This is a genomic window from Streptomyces sp. NPDC058646 (genome assembly GCF_042716875.1).
Lineage (GTDB): Bacteria > Actinomycetota > Actinomycetes > Streptomycetales > Streptomycetaceae > Streptomyces.
The window spans coordinates 76,508-102,474 of the sequence record NZ_JBHXRK010000018.1 but is presented as its reverse complement, the minus strand read 5'-3'; the positions used below and the strand labels follow the sequence as shown (position 1 = coordinate 102,474).

The window sequence follows — 25,967 nt, the reverse complement described above, 5'->3', positions numbered from 1 at the left end:
CGGCACCCACCGGCCGCGCACCGGACCCGTGGCGGGGATCAGCGCAGCCCGGGCCGCAAGGCCGTGGGCTCTCATCTGGTCGGCAAACAACAAAAACATGGTTGATCCGCCTCAATGCATACGTTTCGCTGTCGGGAGATGCCCTTCGGCATCGATTCGCTTACTTGGCGCGCGGCAACGGGTGACTGACCTCGCGATGCCACGTGCGTGCGGACGGCGTCTTCCGTCGGTGAAAGGCCTCGGGCCCTCACAGGCGGGTTCGTGATGCCGCTCCTCCAGTAGGCCTCGCGGGCAGATATCCGTCACGCCGCTGAATGTCGTGTCTTGACGGCATGAATGCGCGGCGGTAGGGACGGCCGGTGCCGGTTGCGCCTGTGTTTCACGCCCGCCGACCGGGGACATCCGTCCCCGCGGTGCGGCTATCCCTGGTCATGACGGGTGTCAAGTCCCGACATTCGGTGACATGACACGTCCGCGGTCAGCCCGCGTACTGGAGGTGTCCCGAAGACATGGCAGCAGGCGATGTCTTCCCCCAACCGCCCCACACAGGCCAGCGACACCAGACGCCACCGTGGTGCAGACAAGGAGGTGCCCATGCCGGTCATATCCGCCCCCCAGGAATTCCACCAGGACGACCTCTACGTCGACCTCGAGGCGATCACCGGGCACCGGCTGTTCCTCAAATGCGAAGGATTCAACTTCGCGGGATCCATCAAACTCAAAGCCGCAACCGCAATGGTCGAGGCCGCCGAACGCGACGGCCTGCTCACCCCTGGATCCGTCCTGGTCGAATCCTCCTCCGGCAACCTCGGCGTGGCGCTGGGCATGATCGCAGCCAGCAAGGGCTACCGGTTCGTGTGCGTGACCGACTCCCGCTGCAACCTGGCGACCCGGATGCTCCTGGAGGCCCTCGGCTGCGAGATCCACGTCGTCACCGAGCCCTCCCCCACCGGCGGCCTGCTCGGCGCCCGCATCGATCACGTCCGCACCTTGTGCGCCTCCGACGACCGCTACGTCTGGCTCAACCAGTACGCCAACCCCAACAACCAGATGGCTCACTACCGCACCACCGCACCGGCCATCGCCCGCGCCTTCCCCGACCTTGACGTCCTCTTCATCGGGGCCGGCACCACCGGGACCCTCATGGGGTGTGCCCGCTACTTCCGCACCTGGCACCGCCCGGTACGCATCGTCGCGATCGACTCGGAGGGCTCCGCCACCTTCGGGCATACGCCCAGTCGCCGCATGATCCCCGGTCTCGGCACCAGCATCCGCCCTCCGCTCCTCGACACCTCCTACGTCGACGACGTGGTACACGTCAACGAAGCGGAGACGATTCGCACGTGCCACCAGCTGGCCCGCCACGGCTTCATCTTCGGCGGCTCCACCGGCACCGTCGTCAGTGGCGCCACCCGATGGCTGGCCCAGCAGGAACAGGAGATGACCGCGGTGACCATCGCCCCCGACCTCGGCGAGCGCTACCTCGAAACCGTCTACCAGGCCGGCTGGGTGCAGGACTTCTACGGCGAGGACGTACTCCGGCCCGGGACGATTCCCGCCCCCGCGCACGCCCCGGCACCGGCACCGGCACCGGCACCGGCAGCCTGACCCGCCCGAGCGCACCACGGCCACCGGCACCCGGCCGCCACGCCGTACGGACCGGGGCGGACCGGGCCCGGCCGGGCCGGGTGGGCAGCCGAGCCCGGTGGCCTTCCGGCGCGGAACCCGCCCCCGCTACGCGTGGTCCCTCCGCTCAGGAGCGGCCGCCTCGGCCTGAACGGCGACCGCGGCGGCATAGCCGTCATCCACCGCCACGTCCCCGATCGTCCAGCCCGGCACCTTTGCCGCCGCGTCGGGCGCCGTTCCCAGGTAGTCCAGCGACATGGAGCGCCCCAGCCCGACCCCCAGCCCCTTCAGATAGGCCTCCTTACGCACCCATACCCGGGCGAAAGCGGTCGGCTGGTCCTCGTCGCGAAGCCCCCTCAGCTCCGACACCTCCCGCGGATGCAGAGACCCTCCGACTTCTTGCGCCGACCCCAGGGCTGGCACCGCCTCGATGTCCACACCCACCGGCGTACACGCGAACGCGAGCAGGCACAGCCCGCCGCTGTGGGACAGCGAGAAGTGCACCGGGCCGCCGCCCACCACAGGGCGCCCGTGCGGCTGCCCGCACAACGGACACGGCAGCCGCCGGAACAGGACATCGGCGGGCGGGATACCGAGGTACGCGCCCAGCAGCAGCCGCAGTGCCACGTGCCCCGCCAGATACGTGTCCCTGTCCCCGGGCACCCGGAAGGCCGCCGCGCGCTGCCGCTCGGCCCCGTCCAGCACCGCATCCGCCAGCCTGGCCACCACCGCCTTGAACGCCTGTGCCCGCACCAGCCACAGCCCTGGCGCCCCGGCCGTCGACGGCGGCTGCTGCTCCCACCCGCCGTCCGTCAGCTCGACCGGCCACTGCACCGCACCTGCCACCATGGACAAAGCATACGAATCCGGCTGAAGCCCGCCGGAAACCCCACACCGGCCCGCACTCGCGCATCGAGGCCTGCGGCTGATCACCGCTGCACGGCCGGCCAGGCGGACAGTGCCGGTTCGGCAGCCGCGGCCCAGCTGGGGGGGCGGGGGCCCCGCCCTGGGCTCGCTGCGAGAACCCCTGGAGGACGGTGGCGAAGTGGTCGGCCAAGGCCCGGGGGGCGGCGTCGGCGGGCATCTCCCCCGCCCGCTGCGCCTCTCGCAGCCGGACCTCGGACCCGTCCACGTTCTGGGGGTCGATACTGGTGGGCTCTCGTATTCAACTGTCGCCAGTTCTCCGTGGAACCCAGCCTGCCGGTGACCGTGTGTGATCTCCAGGGGCGTATCGGCTCCAGGTTCCGCCGGTCTCGTTTAGCAGGCGGGTGGTGGTCTTGTTGTGGTAGCCGAGAGCGTCCGCGACGACGGGAGCGGGCATCTCAAGGAGTTGTTGTCGGATGGCGGCGCCGCGGGCGGCGGCCACAGGGACGCCGATCTCGTTGAGGAGTGCGGACAGGTGGTCGGGACGGAAGGGCTGCCCCGCCCGGCGTCCGGGGAACAGCCGGCCGACCGCCTGCTCCGCGAACTCCACGACCGCGGCGTCGGGGCGGACGGGTCAGGAGACGCGCTTGAGCGTCCAGGCGTTGTTGTTGAAGCTGGGGACCGAGGAGGAGACACAGCTGCCGCTGTAGTACGAGGCGGTCTGAACCCAGCCGAAGGGCTGGTAGGTGGAACTGCAGGCCTGGACCACGGTGCCGACGGGCAGCCCGGTGAGCTGCTTTATCTGCTTGATGTTCGGGCTGAAGCTCTGCGTGCCGCAGCTGCTGCTGTACCCCCAGCTGACGTCGACGAAGCCGCTCGGGGTGAGGACGCTCGAACAGGAGGTGGACACGTCGCCGGGGGCGGCGTGCGCGGGCGCGGCGGTCAGGGCGAACAGCGCCGCGGTGCCGGTGAGGGCCATGCACAGGGTGCGAAAGCGAGTCATGGGTGATGGCTCCTTGAGATCGTGGACGGCCGGTGGGCCGCGAAGCCAGTACTACGGGTCGCCGACCGGTTTCAGATAGATGTTTTCAGGCCCAATGAGCAACGTGTAATCCGCCGGGGACGGGTGGCGGCGGATCACCCGTGTGCCCGGCATGGGTTGTGGGCGTTCGGCCCGGTTCGTGATCTCCTGGTGCGTATCGGCTCCATGTCCCGCCGGTCTCGTTGCGGAGCCGGCTGGTGGTCTTGTCGTGGTAGCCGAGAGCGTCCGCGACGACGGGTGCAGGAAGTTCGAGGAGTTGCTGCCGGATCGCGGCGCCGCGGGCTGCCGCGGTCGGGACCCCGACTTCGTTCAAGAGCGCGGACAGGTGGTCGGGGCGGGTCGGCTGCCCCGCCCGGCGGCCCGGGAAAAGCCAGCGGGACGCGGGGTTGGTGCGGTGTTCATGTTGTCGCGGTTCGCGATGTGCTCCAGCAGCAGGGCGGCGACCGGATCAGGGACGGGCGAGGCCGGCTCACCGAGCCGCAGCAGCACGGTGTCGCCGTCGCGGATGACGTCGTCAACGCCGAGCCGGACGATGCGGCTCGCGGGCTGCGCGTAGAGGAGCACGATGACTCCGGCGACACGGAGTCGCATCGGTATCTCGGTATCGGTCAGCAGCCGGCCAAGGGTATCGAGGCGCTCGTCTTCGCTCAGTGCGGCCCGGCGGGAGACCTTCATCTTGGGGATGGACAGGGAGCGTCGGCAGCGTCGGCTCTGCATGGCCCAGTTGAGGAAGGCTCTCAGGCAGGTGCGGGCGTGTTCGGTGTTCTCGGCGAACCAGGCGTCGACGTCGATCTGGCCGCATGACGCGAGGGTGCTGTTTCGCTCGCCGAGCCATTGCAGGAGCGCGGTCGCGTGCTTGACCTGTTCGGCGGCGAACCGGCGGATGCTGGGTGTGATGTGGCTCCTCTCGGCGCGGGTCCGCAGCCGGGGAAGGATGTGCCAGGTCGCGAAGAGCCGGATCGTCTTGGCGTGCTCGGGGTCGGCGATGCCGGTCAGGTGGCCGGGAAGCCAGCGCTGGAAGGAGCAGAGGTACTTGTCGACCGAGGGCAGGGCTCCGCACGTCATCAGGAGTTCTTCCAGGTGAGCGGCGGCCCGCCAGGGCTGGAGCTCGTGGAAGGCGTCGTGGGTCAGTGGGATCTCGCCGAGGCCGAGCCGCCGCAGTAGCTGCGAGGCGCTGCCCGGCTGGTCGCGGCGCATCTCCAGCCAGGCCAGGCCGCTTCTGGGCTTGTCCATTGCCACCAGCAGGTCGAACAGCGGGACCAGTGTGGGTCGGATGCGGCTGTCTCCGTCGTCCAGGAGTGCGGTGAGGCGGTCGGTGAGGGTGCAGCGTTCACACAGCCGTCCGCCCAGGAGCTTGCCCTCGAAGCCGCAGCGTGAGCAGTCGAAGGTCTGCGAGAAGCCGGCGCAGGTGGTGCAGATCGCGGCCCCGTCACCGGGGCGGAGTCCGGGGAGGGCACGGTCCTGGCCGCATCCCGGGCAGGTGCCCCGTGTCCGGACGGCGCGGTCGGAACAGGTCCGGCAGACGTATCCGTCCGGCCACGTGCCAGCCTTGTGTCTGCGGCGGCCGCAGCGGCAGCACTCGGCCATGTACCAGCGTTCGTACTGTTCGTCGGTGGCGTAGGGGCGGGTCATGCGTCGGGCAGGATCCGGGCGGCGCGGGGCCGCAGCTTCGCCACGTTCGCGATCGGGGTGGGCAGGTCGCCGGTGGCGGTCTTGCGGACGCCGGCGTTCTCTGCGGTGGTGGCCACCAGGTCGGCCGGGGTGCAGGACAGGATGTCGCAAAGCGCGGCCATGACCTGCAACGACAGGCGTTCCGGAGTGCCGGAGACCAAGCGGTGGACCTGGGAGGCGGACAGGTCGATGCCGCGTTCGTGCAGCAGCGGCACCAGTTCGGTGGCTGTGAAGATCCGGTGCTGGGCCATGACCTCGCGCAGCCGCCAGGTGTAGCCGACCTTGCGTTTCATGCCTGCCTCCCGGGCTGGGTCTGGAGGGCGGCAGCGATGGTGGAGTCCAGATGCCGCCGCAGGGTGCGGGTGCGGAAGTCCGAGGACACGCAGGTGTAGAGCGAGGTGGTGCTGGCGTGCTCGTGGCCGACCTGCTCCTGGACGAAGCGCGGGTCCCAGCCGTCCTCGATCAAGTGGGTGACGTAGGACCTGCGGAAGGAGTGGAAGTCGAGTCCGTCGTCCAGGCCGAGGGCCTTGCGGTAGGCGATGAAGCGGGAGTTGAGCCGCTGGCAGCCGATCCGCAGGCCCCGTTCGGAGGGCCAGGCCGCCGGGTTGTTGTCGGTGCCGAACAGCGGGCGGACCTCGGTGAACCACTCGTCCAGGACGTCCGGGGTCCAGTCGAAGACGGTCAGCACGCCGCGGCGCTTGGGCGGGGAGCCCTTCTTGGCCTTGCCGAACCGGACCTGGCAGCGACCGTACTGGCCGAACTCGCCGCCGTGCGGGTTGCGGCCTAAGTCGGCGGCGTCGAGCATCCGCGTCTCGTTGCGCCGTGTCCCGTAGGCGTAGGCGGTCTTGAACAGCGTGGCGTCGCGGAAGGCGGGCAGCCAGCCCTTGCGGCCGAAGGCCCGGATACGGGCGACCTCGTCGTCGCAGTGCGCGAAGAAGGCGTGCAGCTCGGCCTTGGTGAACGCGCGCTTCTTCGCGTCTGCCTCGTTGTCCTGGACGTGCACCGCGGTGTTCCACTCGTGCACCACCTGGACCGGGTGCGTGCCGAACCGTTCCTCGCAGGTCGCTGTCCACTCGTAGAGCGGATCGGTGATGAAGTGGCAGAAGGCCCGCACGGCCTCGGAGTACGAGCGGATCGTGGAGCGCTTCAGGTCCCGCAGTGAGCGCAGGTCGCCGAGCCATTCATCGATCATCGCCGGCGTCCAGAGCCAGGGGTAGGCGATCACGTAGGCCGCGAACGCCTTGACCGTGTTCTCCCGGCCCTCGACGGTCGTCCGGGCCAGATTCCGTGCGAGCTGTTGGTTGGCGAAGCCGGTCAGCATCGCCGCGAAGACCTGTTCTTCCGGCCGCAGCAACGCGACTCCGTCAACCAGGTGCAGCCCGGCCGCACCCGGTATCGAACCGTTGAACCTCACTGCTTCACCACTTTCCGCGACTCGCATCTGATGCGAGAAAACCGCATCCGATGCAATTGGCGGCGCTCGGAACATCGGAACGAAAACCGGCGCTAAGCCTCGATCGGCCCTGGTGGGCGGCTGACGGATCGTCGGCGGCCGGACCCGTCTGAAGTCTTCCCGCAGATAACGCCCTATTATCTGCGGGAGCTTGATTCGTCACCTGCGGTGACGTTCTCCGGGCCGTACGTGAAGCGGCCCTGTTATCCGTGGCAAGGGGGAAGCGGTGCCCACTGTCGTGCAACTGCCGGCCGGGAAGGCGTTGACCGTCCGCGCGGCGGCCGACGCCTTCCTCGACTCGCTCCGCAACCCGAACACGGTCCGCAGCTACGCGACCGGCGTCGGCAAGACCGCCGAGCGGATCGGGGAGGCCCGCCCGCTCGGGTCGGTCGCGGACGACGAGATCGGCGAGGCCCTGGAAATGCTGTGGGGCACCGCAGCGGTCAACACCTGGAACGCCCGCCGGGCGGCGGTGCTGTCGTGGCTGGGCTGGTGCGCGGAGTACGGCTACGACGGCCCGGCGGTCCCGGCCTGGACAAAGCGGCTGGCGGTGCCCGACTCCGAGACCCCGGCCCGCTCGAAGATGGCCGTGGACCGGCTCATCGCCCGGCGCGAGGTCCACCTGCGGGAGAAGACGCTGTGGCGGATGCTCTACGAGACCGCCGCCCGCGCGGAGGAGATCCTCGGCATGAACATCGAAGACCTGGACCTCGCCGCACGCCGCTGCCCGGTCAGGGCCAAGGGCGCCCGGAGCAAGGCCCGCCGCCGGGGCCAGGCACGCGAGGACTTCGTGCTGGAGACCGTCTACTGGGACGCCGGTACCGCCCGGCTCCTGCCCCGCCTGCTGCGCGGCCGGACCCGCGGCCCGGTGTTCGTGACCCACCGCCGCCCCGGCCCGGGGAAGGTCGTCAGCCCTCGCGACGTGTGCCCTGACACCGGCCTGGCGCGGCTGTCGTACGGGCAGGCCCGCGCCCTCCTCGACGAGCACACCGCCGTGCGCGGGCCGGGAACCGGCTGGGACCTGCACGAGTACCGCCATTCCGCCCTCACCCACCTCGGCGAGCAAGGCGCCTCCCTGCTGATGCTGATGGCGAAGTCGCGGCACAAGAAGTTGGAGAACGTCCGTCGCTACTTCAAGCCCTCCCCCGAGGCGATCTCGGAGCTGACCAGCCTTCTCGCCCCCCGGCGACAGCAGACGATGAAGCACACGTGGTTCGTCGCACGGGGGATACCTGCCGTCAGTTCGCCTCCGGCCCGAACCGGCGCTTGTATGCCGACGGTGTGATGCCGGTCGCGCGGCGCATCAGCGTGCGCAGATTGGCAGCGGTGCCAAGCCCGCTGCGTCGCGCGACCACCTCGAACCGGGACTCACCTCGCTCGATCAACCGGCACGCCAGAGCAAGCCGTTCCCCCGTCAGCCACGCCAGCGGCGTCGTGCCCAGTTGCGCCTGGAAGCGGCGATGCAGAGTCGCCGGACTGACCGCCGCACGCGCCGCAAGGCCAGACACAGTGAGCGGTGAGTCCAACCGTTCCTGAGCCCAGGCCAGGACAGGCGCCAAGGACTCGTCCGGCAGGTCGGGCATGGGACGCTCCACGAACTGCCGCTGCCCACCGTCCCGGTGCGCCGCGAAGACCAGCCGCCGGCTCACAGAGTTGGCGACCTCCGCGCCGTAGTCGCGGCGGACCACATGCAGCCCAAGATCGAGCGCAGCTGCACTCCCTGCCGCGGTGAGGATGTCACCGTCATCCACGAACAGCACGTCTGCTTCGAGCTGGACAGAGGGGAAGCGGGCCCGGAAGGAATCCGCCCACTGCCAGTGCGCGGTGGCCCGGCGCCCGTCGAGGACTCCGGCCTCGGCCAGTGTGAAGGCGCCGCTGCAGAAGCCGATCAGGCGTGCACCGCGTGCGCGTGCTCGGCGGACGGCATCGAGCACGGCGGGACGGCGGGGCACTTCGATGTCCGGGCGGTTGGGGACGATCAAGGTGTCCGCCGCCTCGGCCGCTTCCAGGTCGGCGACTCCCGTGAGCGTGAAGAATCCGTCTCGCATCAGGGTGCGGGGCTCGGGGGAACAGAGCCTGAAGTCGTAGAGATCACGGCCGATCTCCGGTCTGCGCAGACCGAAGACCTCGGTCGCGCAGCCGAGCTCGAAGGGGTTCGAGTTCTCGTCCACGATCACGACGACCCGGTGTACGCCCGCCGCGTGAGCTGCGTGCGAGGATTCTTTCGCCATGTGCAATTCCTAGCACTCACGGCGGCCATGCGAAACGGCTCAGGATGAGCTCATGAGCAGCGAACCCATCCCCCTCAGCCAGGCTCTGGCCTCATTCGATGCCTTGTGGAGCCCCCGCATCGTCACGCGCGTCAACAACTATGACGTCCGCATCGCCAAGGTCGAGGGCGAACACATCTGGCACGTCCACGACGACACCGACGAGTTCTTCCTGGTACTCGACGGCGAGCTGCACATCTCCCTGCGCGAGCCCGACGGGGAGCGCACAGTCCTGCTCCCGCAGGGGGCGGTCTTCACCGTTCCCCGAGGCACAGAGCACAAGCCGTGCGCCCCGTCCGGCGCCGCAATCCTCATGTTCGAGCCCACCGGGACACCGACTGTGGGCGATCGCCACGACGAGATCCCAGAGCACGTCGACTCAACGACCGGACACGCACTCAGCACCTGACCCGACATGCCTCGGACACGCCACTGCCCATGGCGTCAGCCTGTCACCGGGGCGGTTACGTTCACCGACTGCCCGGCGAGAGCGGCGCGGGACTCAATCCTCGGCGGTGTCCGGATCACGCAGGGGGCGCATTCCGCCAGGCAGGTCGGGGAGCTGGAAGGAGTACCGGCCCAGCACGTTGATGTGGTGGCGCACGAACGGGGAGAGCCGGGCGACGTCCTCGTCGCGCACCTCGAATCCGTCGCTGCGGAGCTGGTTGAGCGCGGCGTCCATGTAGCGGGTGTTGAACAGCACGAGCGCGTTGAGGACCAGGCCCAGCGCGCCGATCTGGTCCTCCATGCCGTCCTGGTAGCGCTGGTAGAGCTGCCCCGAGCGGCCGTGGAAGATCTTCCGGGCCAGCGCGTGGCGGCCTTCCTGGAGGTTGGCCTGCACCTTGATCTGCCTGCGGTAGCCGGGCTCGTCGGCCAGGCGCAGGATGTGCAGGGTCTTCGCGATCCGCCCGTAGTGGGCGATCGCGTCGCCCAGCGGCGTGGGGCGTCCGTCGCGGGAGAGCATCCGGATGACGTCGTAGGCGCGGACGGCTCCCGTGTGGATGGAGCCGATGATCCGCAGGATGTCCTCCCAGTGCCGCTCGATGCGGGCGAGGTCGATCCGGCCGCGGGCCGCGTCATGGAAGGCGCCGTAGTCGGCCGTACGATCGACGCGCCACATCTTCTGATCGGGCAGGTCCGCGAGCTGCGGTGCGTAGGCGAACCCCCAGCCAGGGTGAGCAGGCCGAAGACGATGTCGCTGTAGCTCGCGGTGTCGGTGACGATCATCTCCGGGCGTTTGCCGCCGTCGCGGTCGTAGAGGACGTCGAGCACATACAGGGAGTCGCGCGGGGTGCCGGCCACGACCTTCCCCCCGAGCCCGGCGGCTGGTCGTTGATCATGTTGAGCCAGGTCGCGCCGCCCCTGCGCCCGAAGTACTTCGGGTTCGGCCGCGCGTACACCGACGGCACGGGGACGACGAACCGCATCCCGTCCACCGAGGCGACCAGGCCCCCGCCCCACGTCTGGGCGAGCGGGATGGACGCCTGGTGCTCAATGAGGGTCGCGTTCGCGGCCCGGTACGTTGCCAGCCGCAGGTACGTCTGGTCGACGTGGGACAGCCGCCCGTACTTCAGCGGGTCCGCGCCGCCCATGACCGGGGTGTAGCCGACGTTGCAGCCGTGGGCGACCAGCAGCGCGGCGATCGTGACGTTCAGGTCCTTCAGGCGGGCCTCGCCGCCGGTGACCGAGGTGAACGCCTGGTCGGCGCCGGTCCAGGAGAACACCTCCAGCAGCACCTCGGGCAGGTCCACCCTCGGCAGCATCGCGTTCACCGCGGCCCGCAGCTCCAGCAGGGAGGCCGGTTCGGGCTCCGGCTCCAAGGCGGCGAAGTGCAGGCGGCCGTCGTCGTCGAAGACGATCTGCGCGTTGTCCGGGACCCGGGCGGCGACCTCCCGGTAGGTGCCGTCCAGCAGCGCGGCCCGCGCTGCCAGGTGCCCGCCCGCCTCCCCGGGCAGGTTCAGCGAGGCCAGCACGGTCGGCCGCGCCTGCTGCCACGCCTGCCCGGCCAGCAGCTCGCCCGCGGGTCACCCCACTTCGAGGAGTTCTTCGCGAAGACCTGCTTGCTGCGAAGCATCCGGTGCAGGTGCTCCAGCACGCAGAACGTGTACGCCTTCCAGTCCACGGTGCCCGGCTCCAGGTGCGGTGCCGCCAGGACCAGGCGTCGCCAGGAGCCGGTGAGTAGACCAGCGTCGATCTCGGCCGGGCCGACCTTCTTGCGGCCCATCAGCTCCGGCAGTGACAGCAACGCGCCCAGTACGGCCTCACCCTCCGGGGTGGCGTCGAAGTCCACCACGGTGACCAGCAGCTTCAAGAACGGGCGGACGGTGCCGAACCGGTTGATTAGCATGGCCCGCCATGCCTCGTCGGCATCCGAGTCCAGCGGCGGGGTCAGCTCGAACAGCGCGGCGATCGCCGCGGCCAGCTCGTGCCGGGGCACCACCTGCTCGATGGCCGCCCACATCCCTTCCAGGCTCTCCACCTTCGGCGGGGCGATCTCCCCGGTGTCGGTGTCGACCTGCTCGCTTGTGGTGTCGAACACGACCTGGAACGCGGTCGCCAGCTTCGCCGACGCCCGCTCCACGCGCGGCAGGGTCTTCAGCTTCTCCTTCGCGCTCTCGCGCTCCGCCCTGGCCAGCAGCTTCGTCGCGATCAGCACCTCCAGCAGGTCCAGCGCGTCGTCCACCGCCCGCGACGTGAGGTACACGGTGGTGGCCAGCAGCGTCGCCAGGCGGCGAGCGTCGGAGTGCCGGCGCAGCAGCGACGCCTTGCCGTCCACCCCGTACCGGGACAGCTCCGCCAGCCGCCGCGGCGGTATCCGCGACACATCAACGGCGCCCATCCCGAACGCGGCGATCTCCTCCGCCCGCTCCAGCGCCCGCTTCATCTGCGGACCCGACACCCGCACCGGCCCGCGCCTCAGCCGGTCCAGCTCCGAGACCCGCTCCCGGGCGGCACCGTCAGCAAAGAGTCCAGCACCGCCCGCTGCCCGGTGCTCAGCATCCCGTACAGGCTGTCCCACAGCCGCTGGTTCGCTGCCTCCCGCACCGAGGCCACCAGCCTCGTCAGCGTCGTCACCCCCGGCAGCAGCACCCGCCGCTCCCGCAGCCACCCGGCCGCCGCGTCGAACAACGCCTTCGGCCCCTCGCCCGTCGTCCAGGCCCGCGCGTCCGCCCACTCCCGCAGCTCGCCCTCCGCCTCGGCGAACTCCCGGTACTCCAGGACCCTCCGCAGCTCGCGCACGTGCTCCAGCCGGGTGTTCTCCCGCTCGCCGTACTCCTTCAGCACCGACGGATCGCCGATGCCGAGCTGCTCGGCGAGGTACTCCACGACCTCCGGCGGCACGTCCGCCGGATCGTCCAGGAACACCCCGAGATACCGCGCGGTCGTGAGCTGGGCCGCGAACCCCAGGCGGTTGTGGGCCCGCCTCTTGGGCTCGATCAGCTCCCGGTCCGCGTCGTCCAGGAAGAAGAACCGCTCCAACTCCGTACGGGACGGCGCCCCGCGATACGCCGCGTACGCGGCAGCCTGCCCATCCGTCAAAAACTCGACCGGCACCCCGGACCTCCAAACAGTCGATCAACACGACTGCCGAAGGTTCATCCCTCACAGAAGCCCAGGTCAAAGCACACATCGGCGCCAGGCGGGCTTAGCGCCGGTTTTCGTTCCGATGTTCCTCGACCCCCGTTCTTGCCTGCGCGGCGCCGGCCGGATCATCAGCATCTCCAGCGGCGCGGCTCACCTCGCCTTCCTCGCCTCGGACGACGCACGCTGGGTCACGGGCAAGGTGATCCACGCGACCGGCGGCTCCGGCCTGTGAGCGACCCGGCCGGGGACGCCCGTATGCGGCACCCCTCGGCCGGGTCCCGGCTTCTAGCGCACGTGTGCCCGGCCCTCGCCGTAGACCATCTGATCGGTGGTCAGTTCACTGTGGCCCAGGTAGGCGGTGGTGCTGTTGACGGCGCCGGAGAGGGCGACACTGCTCCTCGGGTTGATGAGGTTGTCGCACGGTGAGCCCCAAGTGGCGTAGCGGGGGGCGCCGGGGGTTTCGTCACCGGCATTGAGGTCCTTCAGGAAAGCGGATCCGGGTCGCATCTCCACGCAAGGGGCGCGGCCGCACCAGCGCGCGGTTTCCGTGCCGTGGTTGGGTCCCGCCAGGGAGACCCACGCATCGACCTTGTCAGCACCACCGAGGTTCTTGAGGTAGTGGCGGGAGGAGAGGGCGCCCATCGAGTGGGTGACGACGTCAACCTGCGTGGCGCCGGTGGATTCCAGGACGCGCTCGATTTCCTCGGCGAGCTGTTCTGCGGTCCTGACATTGGACTGCGTGGCGTCGTAGGTCCACTGATCGAGATGGCTGGCCGGCCAGCCGTCGGCCCGGAAACGGCCGGCCATGGTCTCCCAGGTGGAGCCGTCGGAGTTCCAGCCGTGAACGAAGACGACGGGGTCGAGACCGGCGGCCCGGTGCGGGCCGTCGACCGCGGACGCGGGGGTCGGAAGGAGAGGCATGCATACCAGGAGGAGCGCAGGCACGCTCCGCAGCAGGTTCCTGGTCACGCAAGGTGTGTAGCGGGCCGGGCCTTACGGCCACAGGAGCCGGCCACCACACTCACCCGCGCGGGGGCAACATTTCACCGCGGAAACGTGGCACCCGCCCACAGCGACGGGCCAGGGGCCCGGGATGCCGAGCACGCAGCCGGTTCGGGCCTCGGCACCCGAGGAGGGTGCCGAGGCCCGAACCGGCCGGAGGGAGGGTCAGGCGGGGCGGCCTCCGAAGGGGCCGCCGGTGCCGTAGTGGGTGCCCAGCTCGTCCCGGTAGCCGGCGTCGCCGAGGTGCTTGTCGCGGTGGAACTCGGGGGCGTCCTTGATCTGGCCCCTGGTCAGGTCGACGAAGATCTTCCGCTCCTCCAGGTCGACGCTGACGACGGTGCTCGCCGGAAGCAGGACCTCCTTGCCGAAGATCCAGCCGCCCGTGTCCACGACCAGGTAGGCGTCACCGACTTCGTCGGAGTGCTTGTCGACCTTGCCGATGCTCCCGTCGGTCGCCTCGACCTTGCAGCCCGTCAGGTCCGCGTCCTGCAGGTAGCTCGCGGTCGCCTTGTAACTCCACACATGCTCAGTCACGCGAAAACCACTCCTTCGGCGAATCGAGGTACGGAGAGAACGAGAATTCTCTGCCAGCCCTCGGAAATTCTGTACGTCATGCGCGGCAGGCTGGGCGTTCCAAATGAAGCCCGGATGCCCCGCACGCCCCGCATGCCCCGAGTTCCCTCCTTCACACATCCCCGTCACCGGAGTCCGTCTCCGCGCACGCGGACATGGCGGTGGCCTGCCACCCTCCTTCGGAGAGGAGTGACAGGCCACCGCCATACACGTCTGACCTCTGGTTATGCCGCGGTCGGCTACCAGCGGTACCAGCGGCCGCTACCACCCTTCGGCCGGGCGACGAAACCGATCAACCACAACACCAGGACCGCGATAGCGACCCACCAAAGAATCTTCACCGCGAAACCCGCACCGAAGAGAATCAGGGCGAGCAGGAGAACGAGAAGCAGGGGAACCATAGTTATCAACCTCCAGAGAACCGAATGCCCCCGCACCCGCCGACCATGCACGGGATATTTAGCCGTTTCTTATCGTCCCTGGCGGGACGCAGTCACCCCTCGCATGTCGGCGGTCCTCCGCAACTGCAAGGACATCCGCGTCGGCCGCGGAGAGACCACGAAGTCCTGATACGTCAGGGACTTCCGGCAGAGGGCCTCGTGGAAGTCCAGGAACATGTCCTGTTCCAGGGAAGCGCGCAGGGCGTTGGCCGCTCGCACCGATCCGGGTCCCAGAATCGAACCCAAGCTGAACTGGAGCTGGACTTCGCCCTTCCGCGCCTTGTGGCGCAGGTGGCGTCCCGTCCCTCGGAGCTCGAACTCGGCGCAGGCCGGGCAGCTGGGTCTTCGTAGAGCCGGACGGCCACGGGTGCGTTCGCGTCGCTGATGACGCTGGTGGTGCCGTCGGTGTGAAGGGCCTCGGCCGCTTCGCCGGACGTGACGCGGCGTCGGTGCTGCCGCGGTGTGCGTCCTGCTGGTCCGCCGACCTGACGGGCCATGTCCGGCGCGGGGAGCGGGGGCGCGATCGCCGGCAGGGCACGGGGCGGCTCGGAGCTGTCGGCGGGCGCGGGCTGGCCGCTTGGTGCCAGGCAGCTTCGAGCCACCCGGAACCTCTGGATCAGCCGCTGACCAGCGGACATGCTCTTCTCAACGGCCTGCAGGGGCCGGGGAGACCGGGCGGTGCGGCTGACCGCGCACCACTCGTTCCCGCACCACCGCAGTCCGCAGGACATCCACGTTCGTCACCCAGGGGGGTTTGCCATGCCCGTACGTCGTCGCACGACCACGATCACCTCGTGCACCTCGATCACCGCCACCGTGGCGATCGGCACGACCGCCGCTCTGCCGGACTCGGCACGGACCACCAGCGGCCCCGCCGGCCCGGACCGGCGACGAGGTACAGCTGGTCGCGGTGGCGGAGGGCGTGCTCCAGCACCAGCCCGCAGGGCGGACGCGTCATGGACGGCCCGGGGTGCACCGTCCACCGCGGCCTGGATCACCGTGTGGGCGACGTCGCGATCGCCGGTACGAGCGGTGACGTCCAGCCGGTCGCCACTGCGAGCGGCGCCACGCAGCAGGGTCACGGGACACGAAGGACACCTGACGGTCCTTCGACCCGCTCAGTTCGGTCCTCTGCGTCACCGGCGTGACGGCCGCTGCGATCCGGCCACGTCGCCCGCGACGGCCGGCTCCTCCCCACCATCTGCCACACCGACGGCACCTGGGACTCCCCCGGTTCCATCGACCTGACGGCGTCACCGGCCTCCGCACCGGCCGCGCCCTCACCACGACTTTCGACTGACCCGCGTCGGCTTCACCCGCACCGCGGCCTTCAACACACCCGCGTCGGCACACGCCGCGCCACACACACGAACTTCCGAGGAATCCCCATGTCTGTCACCTTCTCCCGCCGTGTCCTGACCTCCGCAACCGGCCTGGTCCTGGCCGCCTCCGGTCTGGTCGCCTTCGCCGCCACGCCCTCCCACGCGGCTGGCCCCGCCTACCAGATGCCGTTCAGCTGCGACCAGCAGTGGACGGGGCGCACCTACAGCGGACACAGCCCGTCCCCCGTGGCGATCGACTGGACCCGGGGCGCCAGCACGGTCAACCAGCCGGTCCTGGCCAGCGCCGACGGCACCGTCAGCGTCGTGAAGTCCCTCACCACCAGCTACGGCAAGTACGTGGTCATCGACCACGGCAACGGCGCGACCACGCTCTACGCCCACCTGAACGACCACGACGTCACCGTCGGACAGCGGGTCACCCGCGGCCAGAAGATCGGCATCGTCGGCAGCACCGGGAACTCGACCGGGGCGCACCTGCACTACGAGCAGAAGCTGAACGGCTCGGTCAAGCAGTCCGTCTTCAACGGCGTCCCGTTCAGCATGGGGTCGACGCTGACCAGCAAGAACTGCGGACAGAGCCCCGAAGTGCCGTCGGACGAGTCCGGCTGGCGGGCCCAGGTGGCGGTCCAGTCCGGCGGGTCGATCTTCCACGGCATCCGGACCGCCGACCGCCAGTGGACCGGCTTCGGGAACGTCGAAACCGCTTCCGGAGAGGTCCCCTCGGGCGCCAAGGAGATAGCGGAGGCCGGGATCAACGGTGACACGCACATGCTGGCCGTGGGCAACGACAGCAAGCTCTACCACACCATCCGCTTCACCGACCGCTCGTGGGCGGGCTTCGGCGACGTCACCCAGGCGGCCGGTGTCCCGGGCAACATCACCCAGGCTTCGGCGGTTTCGGTGGGCGGGGACCTGTACGTCGCGGTCGTCGCCGACGGGGTGGTCCACTACACCGTCCGCTTCCCCGACGGCAACTGGAAGCCGTTCGTCTCCCTCGGCAACCCGGGCGGGGCGCCCGTCACGAAGGTGGCCGTGGCCCGGACCGGCACCGACGTCCAGTTCGTCGCCGTCGCCGGCGGGACCCTCCAGCACACGCTCCGCAAGGCCGACGGGTCGTTCTCGGCCTGGGGCGACGCGTCCGCCGAAGCCGGGCTGACCGGCATCGAGGACGTGGCTGTCGCCGGCACCGGCAACGACCTCCAGCTGGTCGCCACTGCCGCCGGGGGCACCAAGCAGTACCACGGCATCCGCTTCGGCACCGGGAACTGGCAGTCGTTCCGCGACCTGTCCTCGGTCGTCTCCGGAGTCACGGTCACGGACGTTGCCGCGGCCGCCGTCGACGGCGAGCTCCAGGTCGGGCTGGTGACCACGGACGGCCGGGTCCTCCACACGATCCGCCACGCCGGCGCCGGCTGGGACGCCGCGGCCGCGATCAACCTGGCCGGCGTCACCGGCGCCCGTACCGGGATCGCCCTCACCGGCACCTACAACTGAGCAGGAACCGCATGAGGTTCGCGGGCCCGGGACGGAGACCGTCCCGGGCCCGCGGGCCGTGTCGGTGATGTCGGGCTCGGGGCGTGCGCACGCCTCACCAGTCGCAGGTCTCGTTGGAGCCCGGGCGCCGGAGTGCACAGCGGCCCTGGCCTGCTGCCACGGCCCGCCCTTTCGGCGCCTTCGGAGGAACTCCGCCGTGCGGCAGGGCTTCGGCGGCCGGGCGGGGGCGATACTGATCGTGACAGGCACCTCGCCGCCGAGCCCGCTCCGGATGCAGGTCGGACCGGTGGGGACGCACCTTTGTCCATGCTCACGAGGGGAGCCGTTCATGACCACGGCGAAAGACCTGTTCATCATCGCCATGGACCCGAAGCCGGAGGGGGCGGTGGGACAGGGCGACCTGTCGCTCGCGCTCTCGGGAGCCGAACTGATCGACCTCATCGGCTCGGGGGCCATCACCCTGGACGGCGACCGCATCGTGCCCGGCGGGCCGACGGCGACGGACGATCAGCTCCTCGCCGAAGCTGCGGCACAGCTCACTCGGCAACCGCCCTACGAACGGATCGAGGACTGGCTGTGGCGCCGGGGCCGAGACCTCGCAGCCGCCTACCAGGCCGCACTGGAAGAGGACGGCGAGCTGACGCGGAAGCGGAGCGGCCGGTTGTCCTTCGGCTCGGAACGCCTGGAACCGTCCGATACGCCCAGCGGCCGCAGGGCGGCGGGACGCTGGGCGGAGAAGGAACCCGTCCTGGCCGCCCTCGCCTCGACCGTGGGCATGGACGGCGGACGACCCGACGACGAACCGGGCTTCGACGACGAGGCGGTGGCGACCGTGGTGGCCGCCGTCCACGACGCGGTGATGGAGCTGGAGGCCGTACGCCAGAGGCGGACCATCGAGAACGCTGCCTTCGCCAACCTGTGGCGCGCACCGTGAGCGGGATCCGCCATCGAGGCCGACGGCAGGGGTGAACGACCGCCCGAACGTGGGACGCCCCCCCGGGCGGGTCCATCACCTGCTCGGCACGTCGGCACGTCGGCACGTCGGCACGTCGTCAGGAGGTCGCCGCTCCAGGCCGGTCGGGGGCGGGCGGCGTGTGCCGCTGTACGTACCGTCCCAGCACACCGAGCAGGACCACTTCGCAGCCGAGCAGCAGCCGTTCCGCGAAGCCTATGAACTCTCTGCCGCCCGGCCCGGCCACGTAGGCCATCGCCACGGCCCCCGACAGTGCGGCCCACGACAGGAGGCGCAGCCCCAGGGCCGTCCGTGCCGCACGGGGGTCGGCGCTGAGGCGGCGGGCCAGGAGCAGCCCGGCGGCCGGCAGTGCCGCGAAGGCCAGGACCGAGGCGTAGCGGTGCACGTACGCCGGTGTGCTCAGGTCCGTTGTCAGGGGGTCCGTGGGCACCACGGCGGCGACTGCCAGCCCCAGGGCCCAGAAGGCCAGGAGGACGGACGGCAGGCCCCGGACGGACGGCAGCCGCCTTCTCGCCACCCACAGCAGGACGAACGAGACTGCGCCCAGCAGGAACATCGTGGTCTCGATCGGGCCCCCGCGGTCCAGCGCGGCGAAGTCGCTGACGGTCAGGGAAGACGGACTGAGTTCGGGATCGGTGTCCGAAGGTGCCCACAAGGCGGCACTCGCAGCCAGGACCACGGTGCTCCAGACTGCGGGAGCCAGTAGGCGATGCGCGAAATGTCGTCCCCGATCGATCATGAGCTCATCCTCAAGGCCCGCGGGACGTCACGGCACCGGGCCGACCCGGACACACCCCTGATCCTGGACCCCCGGACGGATAGGGGAGAACACCTACGGTCCGCCCCCGGGCCCGGCCGGCTCACGCGCCGAGGGCGGGCCGGGCCACGGGGTGCTGCTCAGGCGGGGAGGGCCATCAGGAGCAGGGGGGCGGTGGTGGGCTGGGGTGATCCACCGGCGGGTTCGAGGGTGAGGCCGACGGCGCCGGCGTCGGCGGTGTCGCCGGCGATGAGGACGGTGCCGTCCTGGCGGATGAATCCGGCCGGGCGCATGGTGCCGTCGTGGTCCAGCCACAGCTGGTACGTCTTCCCGGGAGCCGGGGCGGGCAGGCCGGCGGCGGTGAAGACGGCCTTGTTCTGCCGCCCGGAGGCGACGACGGTGGTGAGGGCTCCGTTGCTGGCCCGCCCGTGGACGGTGCGGGCGTCCGGGGCGGCGAGGACGGTGCTGACGGCGTCGAGGCGCTGTTCGCTCTGGCGGGCCCGCTGTTCGAGCTGCCGGTTCTCCTGGTTCTGCCGGACGGCGAGTCCGGCGAATGACGCGGCGGCGGCCAGGCTCGCGGCCAGGGCGACGGGGAGGGCCCGGCGGCGCAGCATGCCGCGGAAGGCGAGCGGGGAGCCGGCTGCGGGGACGCGGGGCGGGAGCTGGCGGACGTGGTCGACGGCCTCCATCGTCCGCTGCTTCATCGGGGCGGGCGGGTTCTGTGCCGCGGCCGCCGCGAGGCGCCCGGCGGTGGCTTCGAAGTCTGCTACTTCCTGTCGGCAGGCGTCGCATCCGGTGAGGTGCGCGGCGAACTCTTCGCGCTCGGCGGGTTCCAGGGCGTTCAGAGCGTACGCGGCAGCGAGGACGTGGACATCGGACGCGTCGTGTTTCATGTGGTCACCCCCATGCAGTCGCGAAGCCGGATCAGCCCGTCGCGCATGCGTGTCTTGATGGTGGGAAGCGGCGTGCGAAGCGCTTGGGCGACTTCACGGTAGGTGAGGCCCCGGTAGTAGGCCAGGGTCACGGCCTGCCGCTGGAGTTCGGTCAGGCCGCGCATGCAGCGGCGCACCTGCTCGCTCTCCAGTCGGGTCTCGACCTGTTCCGCGACCTCGTCGAACGCCGTCCGGTGCTCGCGGGCGGCCTGGGCCTGTTCGCGGTCGGCGGCTGCCTGTGCGGAGCGGACGCGGTCCACCGCCCGGCGGTGGGCGATGGTCGCCGCCCAGGTGGTGACGCTGCCGGCGTCGGGGCGGTAACGGGCGGCCTGGCGCCACAGGTCGATCATGACCTCCTGGGCCACCTCCTCCGACTGGGCCCTGTCGCGTACGACTTTGATCACGATCCCGAAGACCGTGGGCGCGAGGGCGTCGTAGAGGGCGGAGAACGCCTGTTTGTCGCCGTGCGCAACCAGCTGCATGACTTCGGCGAGGTCGACGCGGCCGGTGTGGCCGGGGGCGCCGAACGGGAGCGGTCGGTTCACCGGGTGGGCTCCGGCTGGGGCGGCCAGGCGAAGGGGTGGCCGACGGCGGCCGGCCGGGGGCGGGGTGTCCATCGCATGGCGGTCCTTGTCGGTAGAGCGGGGCCGGCCGGGGTGAGCGGTCCGGTCAGAGAGTCGTGTGGGGCGTCTGAAAAGTTCTTCGTAGCGGACGTGCATGCGGATGGGTGGACATTCGGTCAGCGCGGCATCCGGGTATTGCCCCCTTCGGGGGAATCGTGCCGGCGGGGGTGAGGGGGTCGGACATCCCGTACCGCCGCGCTCTGGCGAGCAGGGAGATGCGACGCGTTCGGGCGGGAGACCGATCCGGCGGCCGGGTGCCGCCGAATTCGGGGTGTGAGCAGCTTCCGCACCATCATCTCCCGCACCGCCCGCGGTGGACTGGCCGGACTACCGGGCGCGTTCACCGCGCTGGCCGTGGCCGGGTTGGCCGCCGCCCTGGTACGGCCGGCGGCCGGGCCCGTGACGGTGGTCGGCGCCGCGGTCATCGCCCGGACCCCGGCCGCCGTGAAGGACTTCGCGATCCGCACGTTCGGGGTGAACGACAAGGCCGTCCTTCAGTTCGGCATCCTCGTCCTGCTGGCGCTGTTCGCGATCGTCCTCGGTGTTCCGGCGCTGCGGTACCGCCGTGCGGCAGCGGCCGGTGTGCTGCTGTTCGGGGTCCTCGGCTCGGCTGCGGCTCTGAGCAGGCCCGACTCGGCGGGCGCCGGGGACGCGGTGCCGTCGCTGACCGGGGCGCCGGCGGGTGCCGCCGTTCTCTTCGTCCTGGCGGGCAGAGCCACCCCGGCCGGGTCGCCGTCGGGTGGTGAGGGCACCGGGGGCGGCTGGAGCCGTCGCGGGTTCCTGACGGCAGCGACGGTCACCGCCGCGGCCGCCGCGGGAGCCGCGGGAGCCGGGACGCTGGGCCGCGTGCTGTCCGCGCAGCGCGGCCAGGGCGCCGTCGCCTCGCGCAACGGCCTTGCTCTGCCCTCCCCCGCTCCGGCCGGAGCGCAGGCCAAGGTCGCCGGGATCATGAGCCGCTCCCCTTCGACCACGGCTTTCCCGTCCGCATGCTCGTCCCGGGCCCGTACGGCTACGTCTCTGCGTGCAAGTGGATCGAGGACATCGAACTCACGGCCTTCGACGCGTACGACCCCTCCTGGGTGAAACGCCGATGGACCGGGCGTCACGGAACGTCTGTGCCCCGCGGTCTCCGAACGGCGGCTGGCCGGACGGGAGATGGTGCAGCAGACACCCGGGCGAGGAGAGGTCGGAGGGCGGGCCGACCCGCCGGCCTTGCGGCAGAACAGGCCGGGTGGTTTCGGACCGCTCTGAGTGGTCACACGCGCAGGGGTGACCGACCGCTCGGAGAGGAGCACTCCCATGACGACCATGATCCTCCTGGTGGCGCCCATGCTGCTGGCCCTGCTGCTCGTCGGCCGCAAGGGCGGACACCACCCCCGACACCGGGCGAGCCGGTTCTGAGCCGCGTCCCGGGCCGTCCGGTCCGGCGTCACGTCCGAGCGGAAACGAGGTGAGCGCGGTGTCCATGCGTGCGAAGGGATGGGCCAAGACCTTCCCCGTCCACCGGGGGGTGCGCGAGGCCCGCCGGTGGACCGGCGAGCACCTCGACTCCCTGCGGTGGACGAGAGACGCCCCCGATACGGCCCATTCCGTCCTGCTGGCGGTGTCGGAGCTGGTCACCAACGCGCACGTGCACGCCCATAGCAGCGCCCACCTGGTGCTGACGTGGGACGGCCAATGCCTGCACGTCAGCGTCGCCGACAGCGACCCGTGCCTGCCCGCTCCGCGCGAGCCCTCCCGGGAGGCGACCTCCGGACGGGGTCTTGCCATCATCGACGCCCTCGCCGACGCGTGGGACGCCCACTCCTTCCACGGCGGCAAGACGATCACCGCCTGTTTCCACCCCCCGGCAACGGCGGCCCCGCACGCCGGGGCGAACCACTTCGGGCCGCGCACCGACGGGGCTGCCGACGGGTGACGGCGCCCGCCTCCGCCTCGAAAGCGGGTCGAGACCCCGCCGATGGGACGCGAAGGGCCGCCACCCTGACCGGGGCGGCGGCCCTCGGCCGTGTCTTGGGGCGGTGCGCTCAGGCGAACAGCTCTCCGAGGAGTTCGGGATCGATGGCGACGGGGGCCACGTGGTAGGCCGGAGGCTGGAGGCCCATCAGCTCCCGGACCAGGAAGTCCCAGCAGTGCTTGCGCACGTAGGCCAGGCAGTCGATGAAGGTGTGTTCGGCGCCGGGCACGATGAGCAGGTCGAAGTCCTTGTCTGCGGCGAGGAGCCGGTCGGCGAGCCGCAGCGTCTGGACTGGGTGGACCTGGTCGTCCATGTCGCCGTGGACGAGCAGCAGCTTGCCCTCGAGGCGGTCGGCGAGGTCCAGGTTGGAGGTACGGGCCCAGGCCTCGGGGTTGTCCGCGCCGTCGAAGGTCTCCACGAAGCCCAGGTTGAAGTGGCGGGCGTCGTGCGAGCCGGAGAGAGCGACCCCGGCGCTGAACATCTCGGGAAAGTCGAGCATGGCTCGCGCTGCCGCGAAACCGCCTCCGGAGTGGCCGAACACGCCCACCCGGTCCAGATCCAGCCACGGTCGGGTCAGGGCCAGTTGCCGCAGGGCGGCGACGTGGTCGGCCAGGCAGCCCGCATCGGCCAGGCGCCCGTACGAAGCGTCATGGAAGGACTTGCTCCGCCCCGGGGTGCCGCGGCCGTCCAGCGCCACCACCACGAAGCCCAGCGCCGCGAGGGGTTCCGCGTCGAGACCCAGCCCGCCCGGGTCGAAGGACGGGGCGACCCGGTTGACCTGCGGCCCCGGGTAGACGTTGTCCACCACCGGGTAGCGCAGCGCGGGGTCGAAGCCCCGGGGCAGGTACAGCACCCCGTAGATGTCCGTCACCCCGTCGGCCGCCTTGACGCGGAACCGCTCCGGCGGCGTCCAGCCGGTGGCGGTGAGCTTGCCGATGTCGGCGCGCTCCAGCTCGACCAGGACGCGACCGGTCCAGTCGCGGACCCGGGTCACCGGCGGGGTGTCGACGGTGGACGCCGAGTCGATGAAGTACTCCTGATGCGCCGGCAGGGTGAGGGTGTGGTCCAGGTCGTCGTCCGTGACCTTCACGAAGCCGGTGCCGTCCAGGCCGGCCCGGCACACCGTGCGCCGGTACGGATCCCCCTCGACCAGTCCGGAGGCCGTGAAGTACACCACCCGCTCGGCCTCGTCGACGCGCAGGATCTGCCGCACCGCCCACGCACCGGAGGTGACCTGGCCGAGCAGCTCTCCGGTGCGCAGGTCGTACCGGTAGAGGTGGCCCCAGCCGTCCCGCTGCGAATACCAGAGCACCTCATCGGCCAGCACCCTCACGATCGGCGGTTCGTACAGCCACTGGTTGGGGTCGACGCGGGTGCTCCCGGTCTCGCTGAGCACGGTGGTGACCTCGCCGGTGGCCGGGTCCAGCCGGTGCAGGGTGAGGGTACGCAGGTCGCGGGGCCGGTCGAGGTAGTACACGGCCGAGCCGTCGGGAGCCCACCACGCCCACTGCAGCGTGATCGGCGACACGTGCTGCATGAGCAGCGGCTCGGCCTGCGCGCGGACCACCGTGCCCCCGGCGACGTCCAGTACGACCAGCTCGGCGTGCGGAACCTGCTCGTCCCCCGGGTAGGCGAACCGCTGGGTGTGCGTGCGGGGAGCGCCTCCGTCTGCGGGGCGGGCCTCCACGAGGTGGGTCTGCCGGACGGCGCGCTCATCGGTCCGGTGCGCCAGCACCTTCGTCGAGTCGGGCGACCAGGCCACCGCGGGCGGCAGGTGGGGCAGCCCGATCTTCCGCAGCAGGGTGGCGTTGCTCGTCGCGTCGGGGCCGGGACCGTACTGGTGGTCGGGCTCGCCGTCGGTGGTCAGCGCCCACTCGCGGCCGTCGGCGAGCGAGCGCGCCCAGAGGTCGTGGCCCCGCCGGGACACGGCGACCGTGTTGTCCGGGGACACCACCTCCAGCGGGCTGCCCGGCGGAGTGAACTCGGCCCGCTCGCAGCGGTAACCGTCCAGGTGGCAGCGCCAGTACGCGCCGAGGGCGTGGAACTCGACCGCGTGGGCCGCCGGTTCTGTCGCCGTGAACGGCAAGGCCTCGGGATCGACGTCCTGTCCGGAGGCGGCGGACAGCGCGGCGGCGAGGCGGACGTGGTCGAAGGCGGGTTCGCGGGTTCCGGCGGCCGGGTCGACCAGCACGAAGCGCCTGCCGGCGCCGTTGCTGACCGCGTACCAGAAACGGGTGCCTCCGTCGATCCACTGCGGCCTGACCTTGTCGCCGACGACGAGCTCGCCGGGGCGGGCGATGCGGCGCAGGAGCTGTTCGGCGGCCTGGTAGTTCTGAGTCGTGCTCACTTCGGTGGTCCGTCCTCGGAGTCGGTGGCGGGTGTCGGGTGCCGGCGTCGGTGGAGGTGCCTCGGCGGAGGCTTCAGAGGCTGCGGGCGGTGATGTCGCCGTGGGCGGTGGTGGCGTGGATGTCGAGGTCGGGGGCGGCGCCCTGGGTGTTCTGCAGGGCGTTGTGGATCCGGCCGTGGTGGGTGGCGGCGTCCAGGGAGGCTGAGACTCCACGGGTGACGCCGACCGAGATCTCGCCGTGTTCGGTGCGCAGGGTGAGCGTGCCGCGCCGGGCCTCGGTGACGTGGAGGTCGCCCTTCTGGGTGCTGATCTCCGCGCGGCCGCCCAGGCGGCCGATGGAGATGTCGCCGGCGAGGAGGCTGAGGCGGGCACTCGCGGTCTCTTCGAGCGTGACGGTGCCGTGCGCGCCCTCGAAGGCGACGTCGCCGAGCCGTCCGACGCTGCTGAGTTCGGCGCCGGCTGCCTTCGCCTCGACCCGGGAGCCGGCGGGCAGCTGGACGGTGACCTCGACGGCGCCGCGAGATCCCAGGATCCGGCTGCTCGGCTCCTGGGCCGCGATCCTCAGGACGCCGTCGCCGAAGACGACCTCGATCTGCTCCGCGGCCTTGACGTCGCGGTCGTTGGATGCGTCCACGGGCAGGACGCCTACCGTCGTGTCGGCGCGGTCGCCGGCGATGAACCGGACGAGACCCGCGGGTACGTCCAGGACGACGGAGACCGCGGCGGGGGTGGCGAACTTCTGCATGATGCACTCCTTTGCGCCGTTGTTTCTTACAGAGGAAACGCTACGTTGCCTTTACTTATCTAGCAACAGAAAAGTGGCCCGTGAGCACATAACTCCAGGCCACAGCCGATGAATCGTTGCAACGATCCTGCCGTCTAACGCAACGACCGCTAAGGCCGGTCGTTGCAATGCTCTGCAGGTGAAGCTGTGACTGCCGGACGCTCCGACCCCCGACGAGGACACCGCCGTCGGGGGTCGGCACCGGGGAACGGACGCCGACGACGGCCAGGC

Annotated in this window: 20 protein-coding genes and 3 pseudogenes; 8 read left to right on the top strand and 15 right to left on the bottom strand. The window is 70.8% G+C overall.

Annotated features, from left to right (window positions below; all coding sequences use genetic code 11):
* The first annotated feature begins 594 nt into the window (after positions 1 to 594).
* The gene (sbnA, locus tag ACFWUZ_RS22515; RefSeq protein ID WP_384375591.1) at positions 595 to 1,608 is read left to right on the top strand and encodes a 2,3-diaminopropionate biosynthesis protein SbnA; all 1,014 of its coding nucleotides are present in this window, start codon (positions 595 to 597) and stop codon (positions 1,606 to 1,608) included.
* A 126-nt stretch (positions 1,609 to 1,734) separates the two neighbouring features.
* Here the strand turns inward: sbnA and ACFWUZ_RS22510 are convergent, their stop codons facing one another.
* From ACFWUZ_RS22510 to ACFWUZ_RS22490, 5 genes are all read right to left on the bottom strand, one after another.
* The gene (locus ACFWUZ_RS22510; protein WP_384375588.1) at positions 1,735 to 2,475 is read right to left on the bottom strand and encodes a 4'-phosphopantetheinyl transferase family protein; all 741 of its coding nucleotides are present in this window, start codon (positions 2,473 to 2,475) and stop codon (positions 1,735 to 1,737) included.
* Positions 2,476 to 3,124: 649 nt separating this feature from the next.
* Positions 3,125 to 3,493 (bottom strand): hypothetical protein, encoded by a 369-nt coding sequence (locus ACFWUZ_RS22505; protein WP_384375585.1) that lies wholly within the window; start codon positions 3,491 to 3,493, stop codon positions 3,125 to 3,127.
* A gap of 348 nt (positions 3,494 to 3,841) precedes the next feature.
* Entirely contained in the window at positions 3,842 to 5,164 is a 1,323-nt protein-coding gene (locus tag ACFWUZ_RS22500) for a hypothetical protein (RefSeq protein WP_384375582.1), read from the bottom strand.
* Positions 5,161 to 5,496 carry a helix-turn-helix domain-containing protein gene (locus tag ACFWUZ_RS22495; protein WP_384375579.1) on the bottom strand — a complete coding sequence of 112 codons (336 nt, stop codon included), beginning with the start codon at positions 5,494 to 5,496 and terminating at the stop codon, positions 5,161 to 5,163. Before ACFWUZ_RS22495 ends, ACFWUZ_RS22500 begins: the two co-directional genes overlap by 4 nt.
* On the bottom strand, positions 5,493 to 6,557 hold the full coding sequence (locus ACFWUZ_RS22490) for a tyrosine-type recombinase/integrase (RefSeq protein ID WP_384375577.1): 1,065 nt from the start codon (positions 6,555 to 6,557) through the stop codon (positions 5,493 to 5,495). Before ACFWUZ_RS22490 ends, ACFWUZ_RS22495 begins: the two co-directional genes overlap by 4 nt.
* Before the next feature lie 325 nt (positions 6,558 to 6,882).
* On the opposite strand from ACFWUZ_RS22490, the pseudogene ACFWUZ_RS22485 reads away from it, so the two are divergent.
* A pseudogene (locus ACFWUZ_RS22485) lies at positions 6,883 to 7,858 on the top strand (tyrosine-type recombinase/integrase).
* Between the two features lie 36 nt (positions 7,859 to 7,894).
* Here ACFWUZ_RS22485 and ACFWUZ_RS22480 read toward each other — a convergent pair.
* Positions 7,895 to 8,887 (bottom strand): helix-turn-helix domain-containing protein, encoded by a 993-nt coding sequence (locus ACFWUZ_RS22480; RefSeq protein WP_362634599.1) that lies wholly within the window; start codon positions 8,885 to 8,887, stop codon positions 7,895 to 7,897.
* 52 nt (positions 8,888 to 8,939) lie between these two features.
* Between ACFWUZ_RS22480 and ACFWUZ_RS22475 the strand changes: the two genes are divergently transcribed.
* Positions 8,940 to 9,335, top strand: a complete 396-nt coding sequence (locus tag ACFWUZ_RS22475; RefSeq protein WP_362634596.1) for a cupin domain-containing protein — start codon at positions 8,940 to 8,942, stop codon at positions 9,333 to 9,335.
* 93 nt (positions 9,336 to 9,428) lie between these two features.
* On the opposite strand, the pseudogene ACFWUZ_RS22470 reads toward ACFWUZ_RS22475, so the two are convergent.
* Positions 9,429 to 12,481 (bottom strand): annotated as a pseudogene (locus ACFWUZ_RS22470) (Tn3 family transposase).
* 112 nt (positions 12,482 to 12,593) lie between these two features.
* On the opposite strand from ACFWUZ_RS22470, the gene ACFWUZ_RS22465 reads away from it, so the two are divergent.
* Positions 12,594 to 12,743 carry a hypothetical protein gene (locus ACFWUZ_RS22465; RefSeq protein WP_384375572.1) on the top strand — a complete coding sequence of 50 codons (150 nt, stop codon included), beginning with the start codon at positions 12,594 to 12,596 and terminating at the stop codon, positions 12,741 to 12,743.
* Positions 12,744 to 12,796: 53 nt separating this feature from the next.
* On the opposite strand, the gene ACFWUZ_RS22460 is transcribed toward ACFWUZ_RS22465, so the two are convergent.
* From ACFWUZ_RS22460 to ACFWUZ_RS22450, 3 genes are all read right to left on the bottom strand, one after another.
* Positions 12,797 to 13,432 carry an esterase/lipase family protein gene (locus tag ACFWUZ_RS22460; protein ID WP_384375569.1) on the bottom strand — a complete coding sequence of 212 codons (636 nt, stop codon included), beginning with the start codon at positions 13,430 to 13,432 and terminating at the stop codon, positions 12,797 to 12,799.
* Positions 13,433 to 13,678: 246 nt separating this feature from the next.
* Positions 13,679 to 14,047, bottom strand: coding sequence for a PRC-barrel domain-containing protein (locus ACFWUZ_RS22455; RefSeq protein ID WP_384375565.1), 369 nt, complete (start codon positions 14,045 to 14,047; stop codon positions 13,679 to 13,681).
* 278 nt (positions 14,048 to 14,325) lie between these two features.
* Complete coding sequence (locus ACFWUZ_RS22450) at positions 14,326 to 14,487, bottom strand: hypothetical protein (RefSeq protein ID WP_037792689.1); 162 nt, start codon at positions 14,485 to 14,487, stop codon at positions 14,326 to 14,328.
* A 1,427-nt stretch (positions 14,488 to 15,914) separates the two neighbouring features.
* Here ACFWUZ_RS22450 and ACFWUZ_RS22445 point away from each other — a divergent pair.
* Both ACFWUZ_RS22445 and ACFWUZ_RS22440 read left to right on the top strand, forming a co-directional pair.
* Positions 15,915 to 17,363 carry a peptidoglycan DD-metalloendopeptidase family protein gene (locus ACFWUZ_RS22445; RefSeq protein WP_384375562.1) on the top strand — a complete coding sequence of 483 codons (1,449 nt, stop codon included), beginning with the start codon at positions 15,915 to 15,917 and terminating at the stop codon, positions 17,361 to 17,363.
* Between the two features lie 328 nt (positions 17,364 to 17,691).
* Positions 17,692 to 18,297, top strand: a complete 606-nt coding sequence (locus tag ACFWUZ_RS22440; protein WP_384375559.1) for a GPP34 family phosphoprotein — start codon at positions 17,692 to 17,694, stop codon at positions 18,295 to 18,297.
* Between the two features lie 118 nt (positions 18,298 to 18,415).
* Here ACFWUZ_RS22440 and ACFWUZ_RS22435 read toward each other — a convergent pair whose 3' ends face one another.
* The 3 genes from ACFWUZ_RS22435 to sigK form a co-directional block, all read right to left on the bottom strand.
* Positions 18,416 to 19,075 (bottom strand): DUF998 domain-containing protein, encoded by a 660-nt coding sequence (locus tag ACFWUZ_RS22435; protein ID WP_384375556.1) that lies wholly within the window; start codon positions 19,073 to 19,075, stop codon positions 18,416 to 18,418.
* Positions 19,076 to 19,233: 158 nt separating this feature from the next.
* Entirely contained in the window at positions 19,234 to 19,986 is a 753-nt protein-coding gene (locus ACFWUZ_RS22430; protein ID WP_384375553.1) for an anti-sigma factor, read from the bottom strand.
* A complete protein-coding gene (gene sigK / locus ACFWUZ_RS22425) occupies positions 19,983 to 20,570 on the bottom strand; it encodes an ECF RNA polymerase sigma factor SigK (RefSeq protein WP_384375551.1) in 588 nt (195 codons plus the stop codon). Before sigK ends, ACFWUZ_RS22430 begins: the two co-directional genes overlap by 4 nt.
* Positions 20,571 to 20,912: 342 nt before the next feature.
* On the opposite strand from sigK, the pseudogene ACFWUZ_RS22420 reads away from it, so the two are divergent.
* Together ACFWUZ_RS22420 and ACFWUZ_RS22415 are read left to right on the top strand one after the other, a co-directional pair.
* A pseudogene (locus ACFWUZ_RS22420) lies at positions 20,913 to 21,742 on the top strand (molybdopterin-dependent oxidoreductase); the annotation flags it as partial.
* A 371-nt stretch (positions 21,743 to 22,113) separates the two neighbouring features.
* A complete protein-coding gene (locus ACFWUZ_RS22415) occupies positions 22,114 to 22,566 on the top strand; it encodes an ATP-binding protein (protein ID WP_384375548.1) in 453 nt (150 codons plus the stop codon).
* A 109-nt stretch (positions 22,567 to 22,675) separates the two neighbouring features.
* Here ACFWUZ_RS22415 and ACFWUZ_RS22410 read toward each other — a convergent pair whose 3' ends face one another.
* Positions 22,676 to 24,952 carry a DPP IV N-terminal domain-containing protein gene (locus ACFWUZ_RS22410; RefSeq protein ID WP_384375545.1) on the bottom strand — a complete coding sequence of 759 codons (2,277 nt, stop codon included), beginning with the start codon at positions 24,950 to 24,952 and terminating at the stop codon, positions 22,676 to 22,678.
* Positions 24,953 to 25,025: 73 nt separating this feature from the next.
* Positions 25,026 to 25,697, bottom strand: coding sequence for a DUF4097 family beta strand repeat-containing protein (locus tag ACFWUZ_RS22405; RefSeq protein ID WP_384375542.1), 672 nt, complete (start codon positions 25,695 to 25,697; stop codon positions 25,026 to 25,028).
* Between the last annotated feature and the right edge of the window lie 270 nt (positions 25,698 to 25,967).